The organism is Pedococcus bigeumensis (assembly GCF_006438965.1).
Classification (GTDB): Bacteria; Actinomycetota; Actinomycetes; order Actinomycetales; family Dermatophilaceae; genus Pedococcus; species Pedococcus bigeumensis_A.
Window position 1 is genome coordinate 519,392 of the sequence record NZ_RCZM01000003.1, and the last position, 14,446, is coordinate 533,837.

Consider the following 14,446-nt stretch of genomic DNA (forward strand, 5'->3'; position numbering starts at 1 on the left):
GTCAGTAGAACCCGTGGCGGTCGAGCGCCGGCACGAGCTCGACCTCCTCGTACGACAGGTGCTCGAGCAGGGTCGTCGACAGGCGGTCGACGACCCGCTGCAGCTCGGCCGTGCCGGAGCCGCCGGACACCAGGCCGACGAGGGCCTCGTCGAGCTGTTCGAGCACGTCGTGGATGACGAGGTGCTCCGACTCCAACCGGTCCAACACCGGCGTGAGCGCGGGATCGCTGCGGCGAAGGTGGGGGAACACCGAGCGGTCCTCCATCCCGTGGTGCCCCGTCACGAACCGGCAGTACTGCGCGCAGTAGGCGCCGAGCGTCCAGTTGTTCTGGCGCATGGTCAGCTCGTTGATGGCGTTGCGCGCCCGGTGGGCCTGCTCCTCGCCGTCCACCACCTGCTCGACGATGTCACGCAGCCGGGTGAGCTCGGCCCGCAGCCCATCGTGCACCTCGACCAGGTGCGCCCCCGCGCCCGAGTGCGCCTGCGCTGCAACGCCTTCTGTCTCCGACGCAGGGGTATGCCGGCTCGTCGCCTCCCCATCGCCGCGGACCGGGACCGCACTCACCGCGGACTGGTCTGGGGACCCCTCTGGTGAGGAGGGGGACGAGGACGACGGGGACGGTGCCGCGGCGCGTCGGTCGCGCTCGTCCTGCACCAGCTCGCGCACTGCCGGGGCGACCTCGCTCGCGAAGCGATGCACGTCCGTCAGCGACGACACGGGGGCGATGAAGGTGCTCATGCCTTCCTCGAGCGCGAGCTCGGCCAGCTGCTCGGCGCCGACACGGGGGGTGATGTTGTAGAGGCGACGGATCGCGGCTGGGTCCCGACCGGCCTTGCGGGCGGCGTCGTCGATGGTCTGGTTCATCTCGCGCAGGGCCGACGGCTCGGCATACCCCATGCTCGGGAGCCAGCCGTCCGCGAGGCGACCGGTGAGGTGGAGCATCCGCGGCTTGTAGGCACCGATCCAGATCTCGACCGGGTGCGCCGGCGCGGGGCCGGGGTGCAGGCCGACCACCCGATGGTGCTGGCCCTCGACCCGGACCGATGGCGCGCCGTCGCCCGCCCAGACGGCGCGGATCACCTCGATCGCCTCGGTGAGTGACTCGATGGACTCACCGGGGGACAGACGGGTGCCTCCCGCGGCGACGATGGCGTCCCAGAAGGCGCCCGTGCCCAGCCCCAGCTCGACCCGTCCGCCGCTGAGCCGGTCGAGGGTCGCGACGCTCCGCGCCAGGACCACCGGCGGGCGCAGCGGAAGGTTGCCGACGTTGAGGGCGACCCGGACCGAGGTGGTCCGGGCCGCGATGACCGACAGCAGGGTCCAGGCGTCGAGGTGCTTGGCCTGGTAGGGATGGTCCTGGATCGTCACCAGGTCGAGCCCGGAGACGTCGGCGGCCTCGCTGAGCTCGAGCGTCAGGTCAGCGGCGGTGGCGTCAGGGCTCGGGAAGATCCCGAACTGCAGGTCGTGTCCGTAGTCGGTCATCAGCGCTCAGTTCGTCGGCATGGTCTCAGCTGGGTGGCGTATCAACTGGTCGGCACGGTGCTGGGTTCACCGTAGGCGGCGGGGCGCTGGTAGTCGCCCAGGACCTCGGCGAGAGCCAGGTGCCGGCGGGCATCGCCGTGCCGCGCCTGCCGCTGCAGGGTGCGTCCGAGCAGCAGGTGGAGGTAACCGTCGTCGGGGGCGTCCTCGACGAGTCGGCGCAGCACGGTCTCCGCGCGTCCGAGCTGGGCAGACCCGAAGTAGGCCCGGGCGAGCAGCAGCTCCAGCTCGGCCGTCCCGTGCAGCGTCTCGTCCACGCGGGTCTCGTCGACCAGCTCAGCCAAGGCCTTCGCAGCGGCACTGAAGTCGCCGTGGTCGAACTGGCTGCGGGCCCACTCGAGCCGCAGGGTGATGGGGGTGCTGGTCGTGGTCATGACCCGTCAACAATAGTTCGATATTCAACTATTCCGGGCGCGGCAGAGCGGGGGTCAGTTGTCCGCGAGCTCGCGACGGACGTGCTCCACGACGCCATCCGCGGCGGCCACCACCTCGGCGTAGGTCTGGTCGAAAGCGGAGTCGTCGCCGTACCAGGGGTCGTCCATGTCGAGGTCGCCGGCGCGCTCTGCGGAGGGGTCGAAGGAGCGGAACAGCCGGATCTTGGCGCGCTGCTCCTCGGTGCGGGCGATCCGGGTCAGCTCGCGCAGGTGCCCGGCATCGGCGGCGAGCACGAGGTCGACCTCGGGCAGCCAGGACGCCTCGAACTTGCGGGCGATGTGGTCGCGTCCGCCGAAGTCGTCGTGGCCGTTGCGGGCAAGTACGGCCAGCGTGCGTGGGTCGGCAGGGCTGCCCACCTCCCAGGAATGCGTGCCGGCCGAGTCGACGACCACCTCGTCGCCGAGCCCGGCCTCGTCGAACCGTTCGCGCAGGACGAACTCGCCCATCGGGGAGCGGCAGATGTTGCCGGTGCAGACGACGGTAACGCGGTAGGGACGCTCAGCTGCCATGTGCCCATTCAACCGGTGCCTACGCTTGCGGATTCCACTGGCTAGGGTCGAGGTATGCCGCGTCCCGTCGTCCTCGTCGCGGCGCGCTGGGCCGACACGATCGGGAGCCCCGACCGCCCCGGGGTCTACGCGACCCGCACCGTCGTCGACGCCGTCGTCCGCGCGGGCGGCGAGCCAGTGCTGGTCTGGCCGGACTCACAGGAGCGGGCCGAGGCGCTCGTGGCGATCGCCGACGCGGTGCTGCTGCAGGGTGGCAACGACCTCGACCTGCGCCCGTTCGGCGTCCCTGACGTCCATCCGCGCGAAACACACTCGCCACCGGAGCAGGACGCCGCAGACGTGTCGATCGCGCGCGCAGCTGCCGCGGTCGGGCTCCCGATCCTGGCGATCTGTCGCGGCATGCAGGTGCTCAACGTGGTCCTCGGCGGCACGATCCACCAGCACTTCGACGAGACGACGGTGCCGCACGCCAACAACGCCCACGACGTCGACGTCGCCCCGGGGACCGTGCTGGAGCAGGTGATGGGCGCCGGCTCCTTGTCCGGCTGGTCGAACCACCACCAGGCCTGTAACGGGCTCCCCACTGGGCTGCTGGTCAGCGCCACGACGCCCGACGGTTGCATCGAGGCGTTCGAGTCAGTCGATGGGAAAACCATTGCGGTGCAATGGCATCCGGAGGTCGACGCAGCGACCGTGCCACACCAGCAGGCGCTGTTCGACTGGCTCGTGACGGCTGCCCGTGCCACGTCGAGCGAGTCCAGGACTCCTCAGCCCGGGACTTCTCAGTCCGGGTAGCCCAAGGGGTTCCCGCGCTGCCAGCGCCACTGGTCGGCGCAGATGTCGTCGATGGTGCGGGTGGCCTTCCACCCGAGCTCGCGCTCTGCGCGGGAGGGGTCGGCATACGAGGCAGCGATGTCCCCGGACCGCCGCGCGACGACCTCGTAGGGGAGCTCGTGACCGCAGGCCCTCTCGAAGGCGTGCAGCACCTCGAGCACCGACGTCCCATGACCCGTGCCGAGGTTCCACGTCGAGACCCGCTCGTCGGTGCTGCCGAGCCTGGTCAGTGCCGCCAGGTGGCCGGCGGCCAGGTCCTCGACGTGGATGTAGTCGCGCAGGGCCGTCCCGTCGGGGGTGTCGTAGTCGTCGCCGAAGACGCTGAGCTTCTCCAGCTTTCCGACCGCCACCTGTGCGATGTACGGCATCAGGTTGTTCGGGATGCCCTGCGGGTCCTCGCCGATGGTCCCCGAGGCATGGGCGCCCACTGGGTTGAAGTAGCGCAGCAGCCCGATCCGCCAGCGCTCGTCGGTGGCGGCGACATCCCGCAGGACCTGCTCGATCATCACCTTGGTCCAGCCGTACGGGTTGGTCGCCGAGGTCGGGAGCTCCTCCTTCATCGGCACCGGAGGGTTCTCGCCGTAGACGGTCGCGGAGGAGGAGAACACCAGCCGGAAGCACCCGTGCCGCTGCATCGCCCGGACCAGGGAGAACGTCGAGTCGAGGTTGTTCTGGTAGTACTCGAGCGGCACCTCGACGCTCTCGCCGACCGCCTTGAACCCACCGAAGTGGATCACCGCGTCGAACGACCGCGCCGCGAACAGGGACTCGACCTTGTCGCGGTCGGTGAGGTCGAAGGCGTGCACCTCGAGGGGGGTCCCGGTCAGCGACTCCAGCCGCCCGACGACGGTCGGCTTGGAGTTGGAGAAGTTGTCGACGACGACGACCTCGTGCCCCGCCGCGACGAGCTGGACCACCGTGTGGGACCCGATGTAGCCGGCACCGCCGGCGATGAGGACGCGCATGCTCCTACCGTATGCCGCGCCGCGGGCTCTCGGCCCACGTCGCCACACCCTGAGCAAACCAGGGGTGGGCGACGAGCGAGAGCCGCGCGGGCGGCATACCAGTGCTGTTGGTCAGCGGCCGCTCTTGGCACGCTCGATGACGACCGGGCTCGCCGGGGCGCCGTCCTCGGGCGTGCCCTCGGTGCCGGGGTCGATGCCACCCGCGGCGATCTCGTCGAGCACCTTCATCCCGGCCTCCGTGACGTGTCCGAACACGGTGTAGTCGGGACGCAGCCGGGAGTCCTTGTAGACCAGGAAGAACTGGCTGCCGTTGGTGTCGGGACCGCCATTGGCCATGGCGAGGGTGCCGCGGGTGTAGTTCTTGCGGCTGCCGTCGGGGAAGCCGGGCCAGTTCGGCAGCGCCTTGGCCGAGTCCAGCTCGTCCTTGAACGCATAGCCCGGGTCGCCCCAGCCGGTCCCGAGCGGGTCGCCGCACTGGAGGACCGACAAGGCGGACGGCGGTGTCTGGTAGGCGGTGAGACGGTGGCAGACGGTGTCGTCGAAGTACTTCTGGTGGGCGAGGAACACGATGTTCTGCACGGTGCACGGCGCCAAGGCGCGGTCGAGCACCAGGGGGATGTCGCCGTGGTTGGTCTGCAGGGTCACCATCTGCTCGCCGAGGCTCGGCGTCTGCCGCGGGTCCTGGGGCAGTCCCGTCCAGGTGGAGTAGGTCTGGTCCGCAAGTGGCGTGTAGGCGCACGGACCCTGCGTGGGCCCGTCACCCGGGGAGTCCGCTGCTGAGGCCGAGGTTGCGGGCGTGACGGCAGCCAGGGTGGCGATGGCGGCCGCGGCCGCGAGTGTCCTCAACCTGGTCAGGTTCGATGTGCGCATGGATCCTCCAGAGGGGTCTCGGCCGGGTTTCGGCCATATCGGACCCTAGGGACAAAGGCCGCATCGCGCGCGGCGAGCCGGCGGTCCGTGGCCCCTCAGGCTGGCCGCAGGCTGCGGGAGCGACCGCGGAACTCGGCGACGAGGGCGCCGTCGGACTCGCGTGTGACCGTCACGTCGGTGATCCCACTGCGTCCGTAGGCCGCCCGCACGCGGCCGTCCGCGATGAGGACGTCGCCGAGGCGTGCGGAGGCGACGAACGTGATGTCGGCACCTGCCGCGACGGTGAGGGCGCCACGGCTGTTGCAGGCCAACGCGAAGGTCGAGTCGGCGAGGGTGAAGATGAAGCCACCGTGAGCGATCTCGTGCCCGTTCACCATGGCCGCGGTGACGGTCATCCGCACCACGGCGTGGTCGACCTCGATGACGTCTGCCACCATGCCGAGCTCTCGCGATGCCTGGTCGTCGGCCCACATCCGGAGCACGTGCGCGAGGCTCTCGCTCATGTGGTACCTCCGAAGGCCGGGATCGCGGGTGGTCGGAACCACGTCACTGCCCATGGTCGCGAAGTCACGTCTCGCAGTCTGACAGACACCAACGGGGGTGGTGCCGCGGCGAAGGCTCCGCGGCACCACCCCCGTTGGAGGCTGACTTGGTCAGCTGAGCGGCGTCGCAGCCTGCACGAACTCGTTGGTGTAGGTCTTGGCGAGGTCGATCGACTTGCCCTTCACCTTGGGGTTGAACTCGCTCAGCACTGCCAAGCAGGTGGGCGGGCCGTCGGCCGGCATGATGCCGGTCGGGTTGAAGATGCCCCGCTCGCTGTCGAGCGCCTTGATGTAGGCCGCCTTGCCGACGCCGCTGTAGTAGTCAGCGGGCATCTGGTCGGCGATCTGCGCCCCGGTGTGGGCCTGGATCCACTTGAGGGTGGCGACGTAGGCGTTCACGAGCTTCTGGACGGTGTCCTTGTTCGCGTTCACGTAGTCCGTCGGCATGTAAAGCGAGGTCGCCGGGTAGGTCCCGCCGAGGGCGGCCTTGGATCCCTCCGCCGTGCGCATGTCGAGCAGGATGAAGGCGGTCCCGTCGGACAGTGCCTTGGACACCGTCGGCTCGGTGGTCATGCCGCAGTCGATGGCCTTCTGCTTCATCGCCGCGATGAAGGTCTGGCCGGCGCCCACACCCCGACGGTTCTCCTGGGTGGGGTCCACGCCGTTCTTCTTGCTGAGGTACTGCGTGAGGAAGTCAGTCGACGAGCCGACGTCGGTGATGCCGAGCGAGCGGCCCTTGAAGTCGGCCGGGCTCTTGACCTTGCCCTTGAGGTCGCTGCGGCACAGCTCGACCTCGCCGGGGATCTGGAGCATCGAGACGACGGCCTCGGAGGACTTGCCCTGCGCCTGAAGCGCGATGTTGTGGTCGTAGAAGCCGCCCACGCCCTGGACCTGTCCGGCGAGCATGTTCTGCGTGGCGTCACCGCCGGCAGGCTCGTCGATGAGGTTGACGTTCACGCCGGCCTTGTCGTAGTAGCCAAGGCGCTTGGCGAGCATGAACGGCAGGTAGATCTGCTTGCTCATGCCGCCGATCATGATGGTGACCTTGGGGGCGTTTGCGGCGACCGAGCTGGATGACGTGCCGCCGGCTGCGGCCGCGCCGGACGAGCCCGAGGCGTTGTTGGCACAGGCGGCCAGGCTCGAGGCGGCAAGCACTGCGACCCCGAGGACCGCGAAGCGATGAGTGGTGGACATGAACTCTCCTTTGAGCTGCGTGGTGGTGGTGCGGATCGTGCGGGTGGTGCAGATCGGGCGGGTCGTGCGGGGGGTGCCGCGACTGGTGCGGCGTGCTGTCACTGGACTGCCGCACCTCCGTGGGTCTGGGGAGGACGCCAGCGGAGCAGGCGTCGCTCCAGCAGCGTGATGAGCCCTTCGGCAGTCAGGGCGATCACGGCAACCAGGACCATGCCGGCGAGCACGCCGTTCATGTCGAAGTTGTTCTGCGACGAGCGGATCAGCAGGCCCAGTCCCTGGTTGGCGCCGAGGATCTCGCCGACCAGCGCGCCGATGAGGGCGAACCCGAAGCTGATGTGCAGGCTCGCCAGGATCCAGGTGAACGCCGACGGCAGGACGACGTCACGAGTCACCTGCCAGCGCGAGGCGCCCAGCAGCCGGGCGTTGGCGATGAGGTTGCGGTCCACCTCACGCGAGCCCTGGTAGGCGTTGAAGAAGACGCCGAAGAACACCAGGACGACGGCGAGGATCACCTTGGACTGGATCCCGAAGCCGAAGGCCACCGTGAAGATGGAGCCGAGGATGATGCGGGGGATCGAGTTCGCGGCCTTGAGGAACGGGCCGAAGATCTCTGACAGCACGGCGACGCGACCCAGGGCGATGCCGCAGACTATGCCGAGGATCGACCCGATGACGAAGCCCATCACGGCTTCCTCGAGGGTGATGATGACCTGCTGCCCGAGCGAGCCCTGGCTCGTCCCGACGGTGAACCAGTCGATGAGGGTCTGCCACACGCCCTTGGGCTCACCCCAGAAGAACGGGTCGACGATCTTGGCGTGCACACACAGCTGCCACAGCGCGAGGGCCACCGCGACGATGCCCAGGCGCACCCCGGCGAGGGTCAGGCGGCGACGGGTGCCACGGGGCGCGCGACGCCGCGCCGAAGCGACGCCGGCCGGGTTGACAGGGGTGGGGCCTGCTTGCGCGGCCATGGCGTCAAACGTGGTGCTGTCCTGGGCCCCGTGGATCGAGGAGACGTCATTCATGACGCCACCGCCGATCGGGTGGTGCGGTCGTACGCCTCGGCGACCTCGGCCCGCAGGGCTTCCCAGATCTGCTCGTAGAGCTCGATGAACCGGGGGTCGAAACGGATCTCCTGCACCACACGGGGGCGGGGCAGGTCGATCTCGAACTCTGCCTTCACCGTGCCCGGGCCAGCCGTGAGGACGACGACCTTGTCGGCGAGGGCGATGGCCTCCTCGAGGTCGTGGGTCACGAACACCACTGCTGGCTTGGTCTGGTCCCACAGGTGGAGCAGCTCGGTCGACATGATCGCCCGGGTCTGGACGTCGAGAGCGCTGAACGGCTCGTCCATGAGGAGGATCCGCGGCTCGTTGATCAGCGTCTGGGCGAGGGCGACGCGTTTGCGCATGCCGCCGGAGAGCTGGTGGGGGAAGCGGTCCTCGAAACCGGACAGCCCGACGCGGCGCAGCCAGTCGCGGGCGAGGGTCGTCGCCTCGCCTCGGTCCTTGCCCCGGTAGATCGGACCGGCAGCGACATTGTCGAGCACGGAGCGCCACGGGAACACGGCGTCCTGCTGGAAGACGAACCCGGTGCCGGTCTCGATGCCGTTGACCTCCTGGCCGTGGACGAAGGCCTCGCCGCGCGAGGGGCGTTCGAGGCCCGAGACCAGGGTGAGGGTGGTGGACTTGCCGCATCCGGTGGGTCCGACGACCGCGCAGAACTGGCCCTCCTCCACGGTCAGCGACAGGTCCTTCAGGGCGGTGTAGGTGCCGCCGTCCGCTGTCGCGAACTTCTTGGTGACGTTCCGCAGTTCGATGGCCGCCATTGGCCGAACCTCTTTCCTCGACGATGAGTTGCGTCACCGTAGGAGCGGGTCACTCGAGCGCGGAACCCTTCTGTGCGTTGCCCCCGTATGCCGCGATAGCCGTGGTTTTGTGCGTTCTGCTCAGTCATGCTGGGGACGCGACGTCAGACCGCGTCGCCGGTGGGCGGATGCCCGCCAACGACGAGGAGACGTATGCCGCGCATGGGCCGCACCCTGGCCTCCCGGATCCTCTTCGCCGTCCTGGGGATCATGGCCGTGACGATGGCCCTCGGACTCGTGCTGTTCACCCGGGTCACGAGCCGCGCCACCGACCAGCAGGCGGTCGAGCAGACCCGCAGCATCGCCGTGTCGCTGGGGCACGTGCCCCAGGTGGCGACCGCAGTGCAGGCCGGCGACCCCGACCAGGTGCTGCGGCGGCTCGCCGACGCGGTGCGCCGCGACTCCGGGGCGTCCTACGTCGTGATCATCGGGCGTGACGGCACGAGGTACTCCCACCCCAACCCGGGCCTGATCGGACAGAAGATCGAGGAGCCGGTGGTCGCCCTCGACGGCCACGTGCACACGGGGGTCGACCAGGGCAGCCTCGGGCGCTCCGCCAATGCGCGCGCGCCCATCTTCGGTGTCGACGGCAAGCCCGTGGGCGAGGTCTCGGTCGGCCTGCTCGAGTCGGAGGTCGGGGTCCGGTTCAGCCACGAGATGGCTGACATCGTCCTCTACACCGGCGCCGCGCTCGCCGTCGGCGCGTTGGCCTCCCTGATGCTGGCCCGGGCGATCAAGCGGGTGACGTTCGGGCTCGAACCGGCGGAGATCGTCGCGCTGGTCCAGGAGCGCGAGGCGATGCTGCACGGCATACGCGAGGGTGTCCTGGGCGTCGACCCGTCCGGGCGGATCAACGTCCTCAACGACGAGGCGAGGCGACTCCTCGACATCCCTGCGGCGGTGCTGGGGGAGCGAGTCGTCGACGTCCTGCCCGACAACCGCCTCCGACGGGTGGTCACCGGCGATGTCGCAGGTCAGGACCTCGTCGCAGTGACGGACGAGCACCTGCTCGTTCTCAACCGGATGCCGGTCGTCGTGGGTGAGCGCCACGCCGGGTGGGTGGTGACGATCCGTGACCGCACCGAGCTCGAGGCCCTGCTGCGGCAGCTCGACTCCGTCGAGGGCCTGACCACCGCCCTGCGCGCGCAGGAGCACGAGTTCTCCAACCGACTCCACGTCTTGTCCGTGCTGCTCGAGCTCGGGGAGGTCGAGGAGGCGACGCGATACAGCAGGCATCTCCAGGCTGACACGGCCCTGGTCGGCGAGGAGGTCCGGTCGCGGATCGGCTCCCCTGTGGTCACCGCTCTGCTACTGGCCAAGACCACCGTGGCCGCGGAGCGCGACGTCCTGGTGCGCCTCGACCCGGCCAGCCGCCTGGCCACGCCGGTCGCCGATGAGGTACCCATCGTGACGGTGCTGGGCAACCTCATCGACAACGCGGTGGATGCCGTCGCCGACGACCCTCGAACCGTGGGTGAACACCCGCGCGGGGTGGTCACGGTGGCGCTGGGCTGCGAAGACGGGGTGATCCAGCTGTCGGTCAGGGACACCGGACCCGGCATCTCCGCGGACCGACTCGAGCACGTCTTCGTCGATGGGTTCTCCACCAAGGAACCGCGGCGTGGGATGCGGCGCGGGGTGGGGTTGGCGCTGGTGCACCGACTGGTTACCCGCGACGGGGGGACCATCTCGGCCACCAGTCCCGACGGCGCCAGGTTCGACGTGACACTGCCGATGCGGCCCAAGGAGGCCGTCGAGTGATCCGTGTCCTTGTGGTCGACGACGACTACCACGTGGCCCAGGCCCACTCCCTCAGCGTTGCCCGCCTCGACGGGTTCAGTGTCGTCGGTGAGGCGCACACGGGCGCGGAGGCCGCCGAGCTCGTGGCCTCGCAGGCCCCCGACCTCCTCCTGCTCGACATGTACCTGCCCGACTTCAGCGGGCTGGAGCTGGTACGCCGCCTGGCCGCGTCCGGAGGCCGAGTGCCCGACTTCCTCCTGGTGACGGCGGCGCGGGACATCGACTCCGTGCGCACCGCGATGCAGCTCGGCGCGTTCTACTACCTCGTCAAGCCGTTCACCTTCGTCGCGCTGCGCGAGCAGCTGGAGGCCTACCGCACGTGGACCGAGAGCATGGGCCGGGAGGGTGAGGCCGACCAGCAGGTCGTCGACACGCTCTTCAGCCTGAGGGGTACCCCGCCTCGACGGGCTGTCGCGTCTCGGGCCCTCCAGCCGACCATGGCCCGCGTCCTGGAGATCGTCACGACGGCGAAGGAGCCCATCGGGGCCTCCGACGTGGCAGAGATCCTCGGTGCGAGCAGGCCTACCGCTCAGCGGTACCTCGCATCCCTGGTGAGCAAGCAGCTGCTCGACCTCGACCTCAGCTACGGCGGCACCGGTCGGCCGGAGCATCGCTACCTGCCCAGGAAGCGCTGAACCTCAGACCCCGACCTCAGACCCCGGTGAACCGCACGTCCCACGGCTGGACCGTGACCGCCAGCGCCTCCCCGACGACGGAGGGGTCATCGCGCCGTGCCAGCTCCTCGAGCTCGGTACCCGAGCCGGCCGGCACCTTGACGACGGCCATCCCCTCACCCTTCGCCGCGTCCACCGGGCCAGCCGCTACCAGCCAGCCGCGCTCGCGGAGCCGGCCGAGGAAGGCGAGGTGCTCGGGAAACAGGGGGTAGGCAAAGATCGACTCGCCGTCGGCGAGCGCGGCCCAGGGATGCGGGTGCAGCGCGAACCACTCCTGACCGTCAGAGCCCTCGTCTGCGTCACCCTCGACCAGGTGGCCGAAGCCGGCGAGCACGTGCGGCCAGCCGCCGTTGTACTCCTCGCGGGCGGCCGCGGGTTCGGCCAGCCGCTCCCAGCCGGTGTGGGTGAGCGTCACCAGCGTGCCGTCGCCCTCGGACTCGAACGACACGGCGACCTCGGTGGCCCGTTCGGCGCCCTGCCCCGGGTGCCAGGTCATGGCGAAGCCGGTCGGTCGCTCCCACGCGAGCACCGTGCCCCAGACGGCGTGCTGGGCTCCGAGCCGCTCGACGACCCCGTCCTCGAAGGCGACACTGCCCTTGGCCCCGAACACGCTCGAAGGCCGTGTCGGTGTCGCACTGCACCCGGACCTCGCGCCGGATCGGGGCGACTCCTCGCTGGGCGCTCTTGGAAGTCTCAGCGGTCACGGGGCGATCCCTTCTCCTGGTGCTGTGCGACATACGTGGCGAACGAGCTGAGCGTGGTGTCCCACGTGGCGACCAGCCACTGCTGGAGGTCGACCAGCCCGTCGGGCGCGAGGGCGTAGAGGTTGCGCGTGCCGCGGCTCTCGTGGTCCACCAGGCCGGCTCCCTCCAGCACCTTGAGGTGCTTGCTCACGGCGGGCCTCCCGATCGGCATGGCGGCAGCGAGCTCGCCGACTGCTCGCGGGCGCTCGGCGAGGAGCTCGAGGATATGGCGGCGGCTGGGGTCGCCGAGGGCGTCGAGGGCGAGGGCTGATTGGTTACTCATGGGCAACGGTTACTCTAGAGTGACCAATCGCGAATGTCCATAGACTGGCCTCATGACCACGGCAACGGCGCCCAGCACCCACCCCCTCGTCGACAAGCACGCCGAGGTGATCGCCCAAGCGACCCAGGCGCTCGCCGACCGCTCCTACTTCAGCCGCTTCCCGGAGTCCCCCTCGCCCCGCGTCTACGGCGAGGGATCGGCGGAGGCCGGCCAGGCGGCCTACGAGGCGTTGCGTGACAACGCCTTCGGGGGTCTCGGTGACGTCCGCACGGACGGTGACTGGGTCGGCGAGGAGGTCTCGCCCTACGGTCCCGCGCTGGGCATCACCTACCCCCACCTCGACGTCGACGCGGCACTCGCCGCTGCGACCGAGGCGATCCCGGCCTGGCGCGACGCCGGCGCCCGCACCCGCGCGGCCGTGTGCGTCGAGATAGTCGAGCAGATCAACGCCCGCTCGTTCGAGATCGCCCACTCGGTCATGCACACGACCGGCCAGCCGTTCGTCATGGCGTTCCAGGCTGCGGGTCCGCACGCCCAGGACCGCGCCCTCGAGTCCATCGTCGCAGGCCTGGTCGAGCAGGAGCGGGTGCCCGCGTCCGTCGTCTGGGAGAAGCCCGGCCGCGACAAGGAGGGCAACCCGGCGCCGCTGCGGATGCAGAAGGACTACCGGATCGTGCCGCGTGGCGTCGCCCTCGTCATCGGCTGCAACACCTTCCCGACGTGGAACGGCTACCCCGGACTGTTCGCCTCGCTGGTCACCGGCAACCCGGTCATCGTGAAGCCGCACCCGCGCGCGGTCCTTCCCCTCGCCATCTCCGTCGCCGTGTGCCGCGAGGTGCTGGCCGCGGCCGGATTCAGTGCCGACCTGGTCCAGCTCGCCCCCGAGGCCGAGGGTGAGGGCCTGGCCAAGGTGCTCGCCGAGCGCGACGAGGTACGGATCATCGACTACACCGGCGGCCCCACCTTCGGCGGCTGGCTCGAGGAGCACGGTGCCGCCCGCGGCCAGCTCGTCTACACCGAGAAGGCCGGCGTCAACACGATCGTCGTCGACTCGACCGACAACCTGCGCGGGGTGCTGGGCAACCTCGCCTTCTCGCTCACGCTCTACTCCGGGCAGATGTGCACGACCCCGCAGAACATCTATGTCCCTCGTGACGGCATCGCGACCGACGAGGGCCAGCTGTCCTTCGAGGACTTCGGCGTGAAACTGGCTGCGGCAGTAGGCAAGCTGACCGGTGACGACGCACGGGCTGTCGAGCTGCTCGGCGCCACGGTCAACGACGGCGTCCGCGCCAACGCGGCCGGTCTCGCCGAGCTCGCCGAGGAGGCGGGTGGCACGGTGGTGCTCGACTCACGTGAGGTGGCCCACCCGGCATACCCCGATGCGGTGGTCCGCGCCCCGGGTCTGGTGAGCATGGACGCCAGTCGCGAGGACGTCTACACCCAGGAGTGCTTCGGGCCGGTGACGTTCCTGATCGGGACGTCCGGGACCGACCAGTCGCTGGCTCAGTTCCGCGATACGGTGCGCGAGCACGGCGCGATGACGGCGGCGGTGTACTCGACGTCCGAGGACGTGCTCGACGCCGCGCGCGATGCGGCGGCCGATGCGGGAGTCGCCTTGTCGGAGAACCTCACCGGGCCGGTGTTCGTCAACCAGACCGCCGCGTTCTCGGACTACCACGGCACCGGCGGCAACCCGGCTGCCAACTCGGCCTACGTCGACGCGGCGTTCGTGGCCAACCGGTTCCGGGTCGTCACGTCCCGCAGGCACGTCTAGACATCTGGCACGATCGGGACCATGAACTTCGTCATCAAGGTCGCGGTCAACGCGGTGGCACTGTGGGTGGCAGCCTGGCTGCTGCCCGGGATCAGCTTCGGGGACGGCAAGTTCGGCTCCAAGTTCGCGACCGTGCTGCTCGTGGCGCTCGTCTTCGGGCTGGTCAACGCCGTCGTGAAGCCGATCGCCAAGTTCCTCAGCTTCCCGGTCATCATCCTCACGCTGGGCCTGTTCACCTTCATCGTGAACGCCTTCATGCTCCAGCTCACCGAGTGGATCGCGGACCCCTTGGGGCTGAGCTTCACGATCAACCACTTCTTCTGGGACGCGGTGCTCGGCGCCATCATCATCACCATCGTCTCGATGGTGCTCGGCTGGGTCATCCCCGACGGCGACGACGACTGAGCCCCCTT

The 14,446-nt window shown here is 69.7% G+C and carries 16 protein-coding genes; 5 read left to right on the plus strand and 11 right to left on the minus strand.

The features are described 5' to 3' along the window. Position 1: 1 nt before the first annotated feature. The 3 genes from EAH86_RS10930 to EAH86_RS10940 are packed head-to-tail and all read right to left on the minus strand — an operon-like array spanning position 2 to position 2,484. On the minus strand, positions 2 to 1,483 hold the full coding sequence (locus EAH86_RS10930; protein WP_140740414.1) for an LLM class flavin-dependent oxidoreductase: 1,482 nt from the start codon (positions 1,481 to 1,483) through the stop codon (positions 2 to 4). 41 nt (positions 1,484 to 1,524) lie between these two features. Continuing rightward, a complete protein-coding gene (locus tag EAH86_RS10935) occupies positions 1,525 to 1,914 on the minus strand; it encodes a tetratricopeptide repeat protein (RefSeq protein ID WP_140740416.1) in 390 nt (129 codons plus the stop codon). 54 nt (positions 1,915 to 1,968) lie between these two features. Further along, positions 1,969 to 2,484 carry a low molecular weight protein-tyrosine-phosphatase gene (locus EAH86_RS10940; RefSeq protein WP_140740419.1) on the minus strand — a complete coding sequence of 172 codons (516 nt, stop codon included), beginning with the start codon at positions 2,482 to 2,484 and terminating at the stop codon, positions 1,969 to 1,971. A 54-nt stretch (positions 2,485 to 2,538) separates the two neighbouring features. Between EAH86_RS10940 and EAH86_RS10945 the strand changes: the two genes are divergently transcribed. Continuing rightward, complete coding sequence (locus EAH86_RS10945; protein WP_140740422.1) at positions 2,539 to 3,279, plus strand: gamma-glutamyl-gamma-aminobutyrate hydrolase family protein; 741 nt, start codon at positions 2,539 to 2,541, stop codon at positions 3,277 to 3,279. On the opposite strand, the gene galE is transcribed toward EAH86_RS10945, so the two are convergent. The 6 genes from galE to EAH86_RS10975 all read right to left on the minus strand — a co-directional run bounded on the left by galE (position 3,267) and on the right by EAH86_RS10975 (position 8,717). Beyond that, on the minus strand, positions 3,267 to 4,283 hold the full coding sequence (galE, locus tag EAH86_RS10950; protein WP_140740425.1) for a UDP-glucose 4-epimerase GalE: 1,017 nt from the start codon (positions 4,281 to 4,283) through the stop codon (positions 3,267 to 3,269). The two genes, EAH86_RS10945 and galE, sit on opposite strands and share 13 nt — an antisense overlap. 111 nt (positions 4,284 to 4,394) lie before the next feature. After that, positions 4,395 to 5,153 carry a peptidylprolyl isomerase gene (locus EAH86_RS10955; RefSeq protein ID WP_140740429.1) on the minus strand — a complete coding sequence of 253 codons (759 nt, stop codon included), beginning with the start codon at positions 5,151 to 5,153 and terminating at the stop codon, positions 4,395 to 4,397. Positions 5,154 to 5,248: 95 nt separating this feature from the next. Further along, on the minus strand, positions 5,249 to 5,656 hold the full coding sequence (gene paaI / locus EAH86_RS10960; RefSeq protein WP_206665799.1) for a hydroxyphenylacetyl-CoA thioesterase PaaI: 408 nt from the start codon (positions 5,654 to 5,656) through the stop codon (positions 5,249 to 5,251). Positions 5,657 to 5,806: 150 nt separating this feature from the next. Beyond that, complete coding sequence (locus EAH86_RS10965) at positions 5,807 to 6,889, minus strand: ABC transporter substrate-binding protein (RefSeq protein ID WP_140740432.1); 1,083 nt, start codon at positions 6,887 to 6,889, stop codon at positions 5,807 to 5,809. A 98-nt stretch (positions 6,890 to 6,987) separates the two neighbouring features. Continuing rightward, positions 6,988 to 7,914 (minus strand): ABC transporter permease, encoded by a 927-nt coding sequence (locus EAH86_RS20925; RefSeq protein ID WP_206665800.1) that lies wholly within the window; start codon positions 7,912 to 7,914, stop codon positions 6,988 to 6,990. Further along, positions 7,911 to 8,717 carry an ABC transporter ATP-binding protein gene (locus tag EAH86_RS10975; RefSeq protein ID WP_140740435.1) on the minus strand — a complete coding sequence of 269 codons (807 nt, stop codon included), beginning with the start codon at positions 8,715 to 8,717 and terminating at the stop codon, positions 7,911 to 7,913. The genes EAH86_RS20925 and EAH86_RS10975 overlap by 4 nt, the downstream gene beginning before the upstream one ends. A 192-nt stretch (positions 8,718 to 8,909) precedes the next feature. Here EAH86_RS10975 and EAH86_RS10980 point away from each other — a divergent pair, with 192 nt between their 5' ends. After that, positions 8,910 to 10,517, plus strand: coding sequence for an ATP-binding protein (locus EAH86_RS10980; protein ID WP_206665801.1), 1,608 nt, complete (start codon positions 8,910 to 8,912; stop codon positions 10,515 to 10,517). Continuing rightward, a complete protein-coding gene (locus tag EAH86_RS10985; RefSeq protein WP_140740438.1) occupies positions 10,514 to 11,191 on the plus strand; it encodes a response regulator in 678 nt (225 codons plus the stop codon). The genes EAH86_RS10980 and EAH86_RS10985 overlap by 4 nt, the downstream gene beginning before the upstream one ends. Before the next feature lie 16 nt (positions 11,192 to 11,207). Here EAH86_RS10985 and EAH86_RS10990 read toward each other — a convergent pair whose 3' ends face one another. Further along, positions 11,208 to 11,840, minus strand: coding sequence for an SRPBCC domain-containing protein (locus tag EAH86_RS10990; RefSeq protein ID WP_161988631.1), 633 nt, complete (start codon positions 11,838 to 11,840; stop codon positions 11,208 to 11,210). An 83-nt stretch (positions 11,841 to 11,923) separates the two neighbouring features. Beyond that, positions 11,924 to 12,256 carry an ArsR/SmtB family transcription factor gene (locus tag EAH86_RS10995; protein WP_140740444.1) on the minus strand — a complete coding sequence of 111 codons (333 nt, stop codon included), beginning with the start codon at positions 12,254 to 12,256 and terminating at the stop codon, positions 11,924 to 11,926. A gap of 52 nt (positions 12,257 to 12,308) precedes the next feature. Here EAH86_RS10995 and paaN point away from each other — a divergent pair, with 52 nt between their 5' ends. Together paaN and EAH86_RS11005 are read left to right on the plus strand one after the other, a co-directional pair. Then, positions 12,309 to 14,033 (plus strand): phenylacetic acid degradation protein PaaN, encoded by a 1,725-nt coding sequence (gene paaN / locus EAH86_RS11000; protein ID WP_140740447.1) that lies wholly within the window; start codon positions 12,309 to 12,311, stop codon positions 14,031 to 14,033. A gap of 21 nt (positions 14,034 to 14,054) precedes the next feature. Then, positions 14,055 to 14,438: a phage holin family protein gene (locus EAH86_RS11005; protein ID WP_140740449.1), complete on the plus strand. Its 384-nt coding sequence runs from the start codon at positions 14,055 to 14,057 to the stop codon at positions 14,436 to 14,438. Positions 14,439 to 14,446 lie beyond the last annotated feature (8 nt).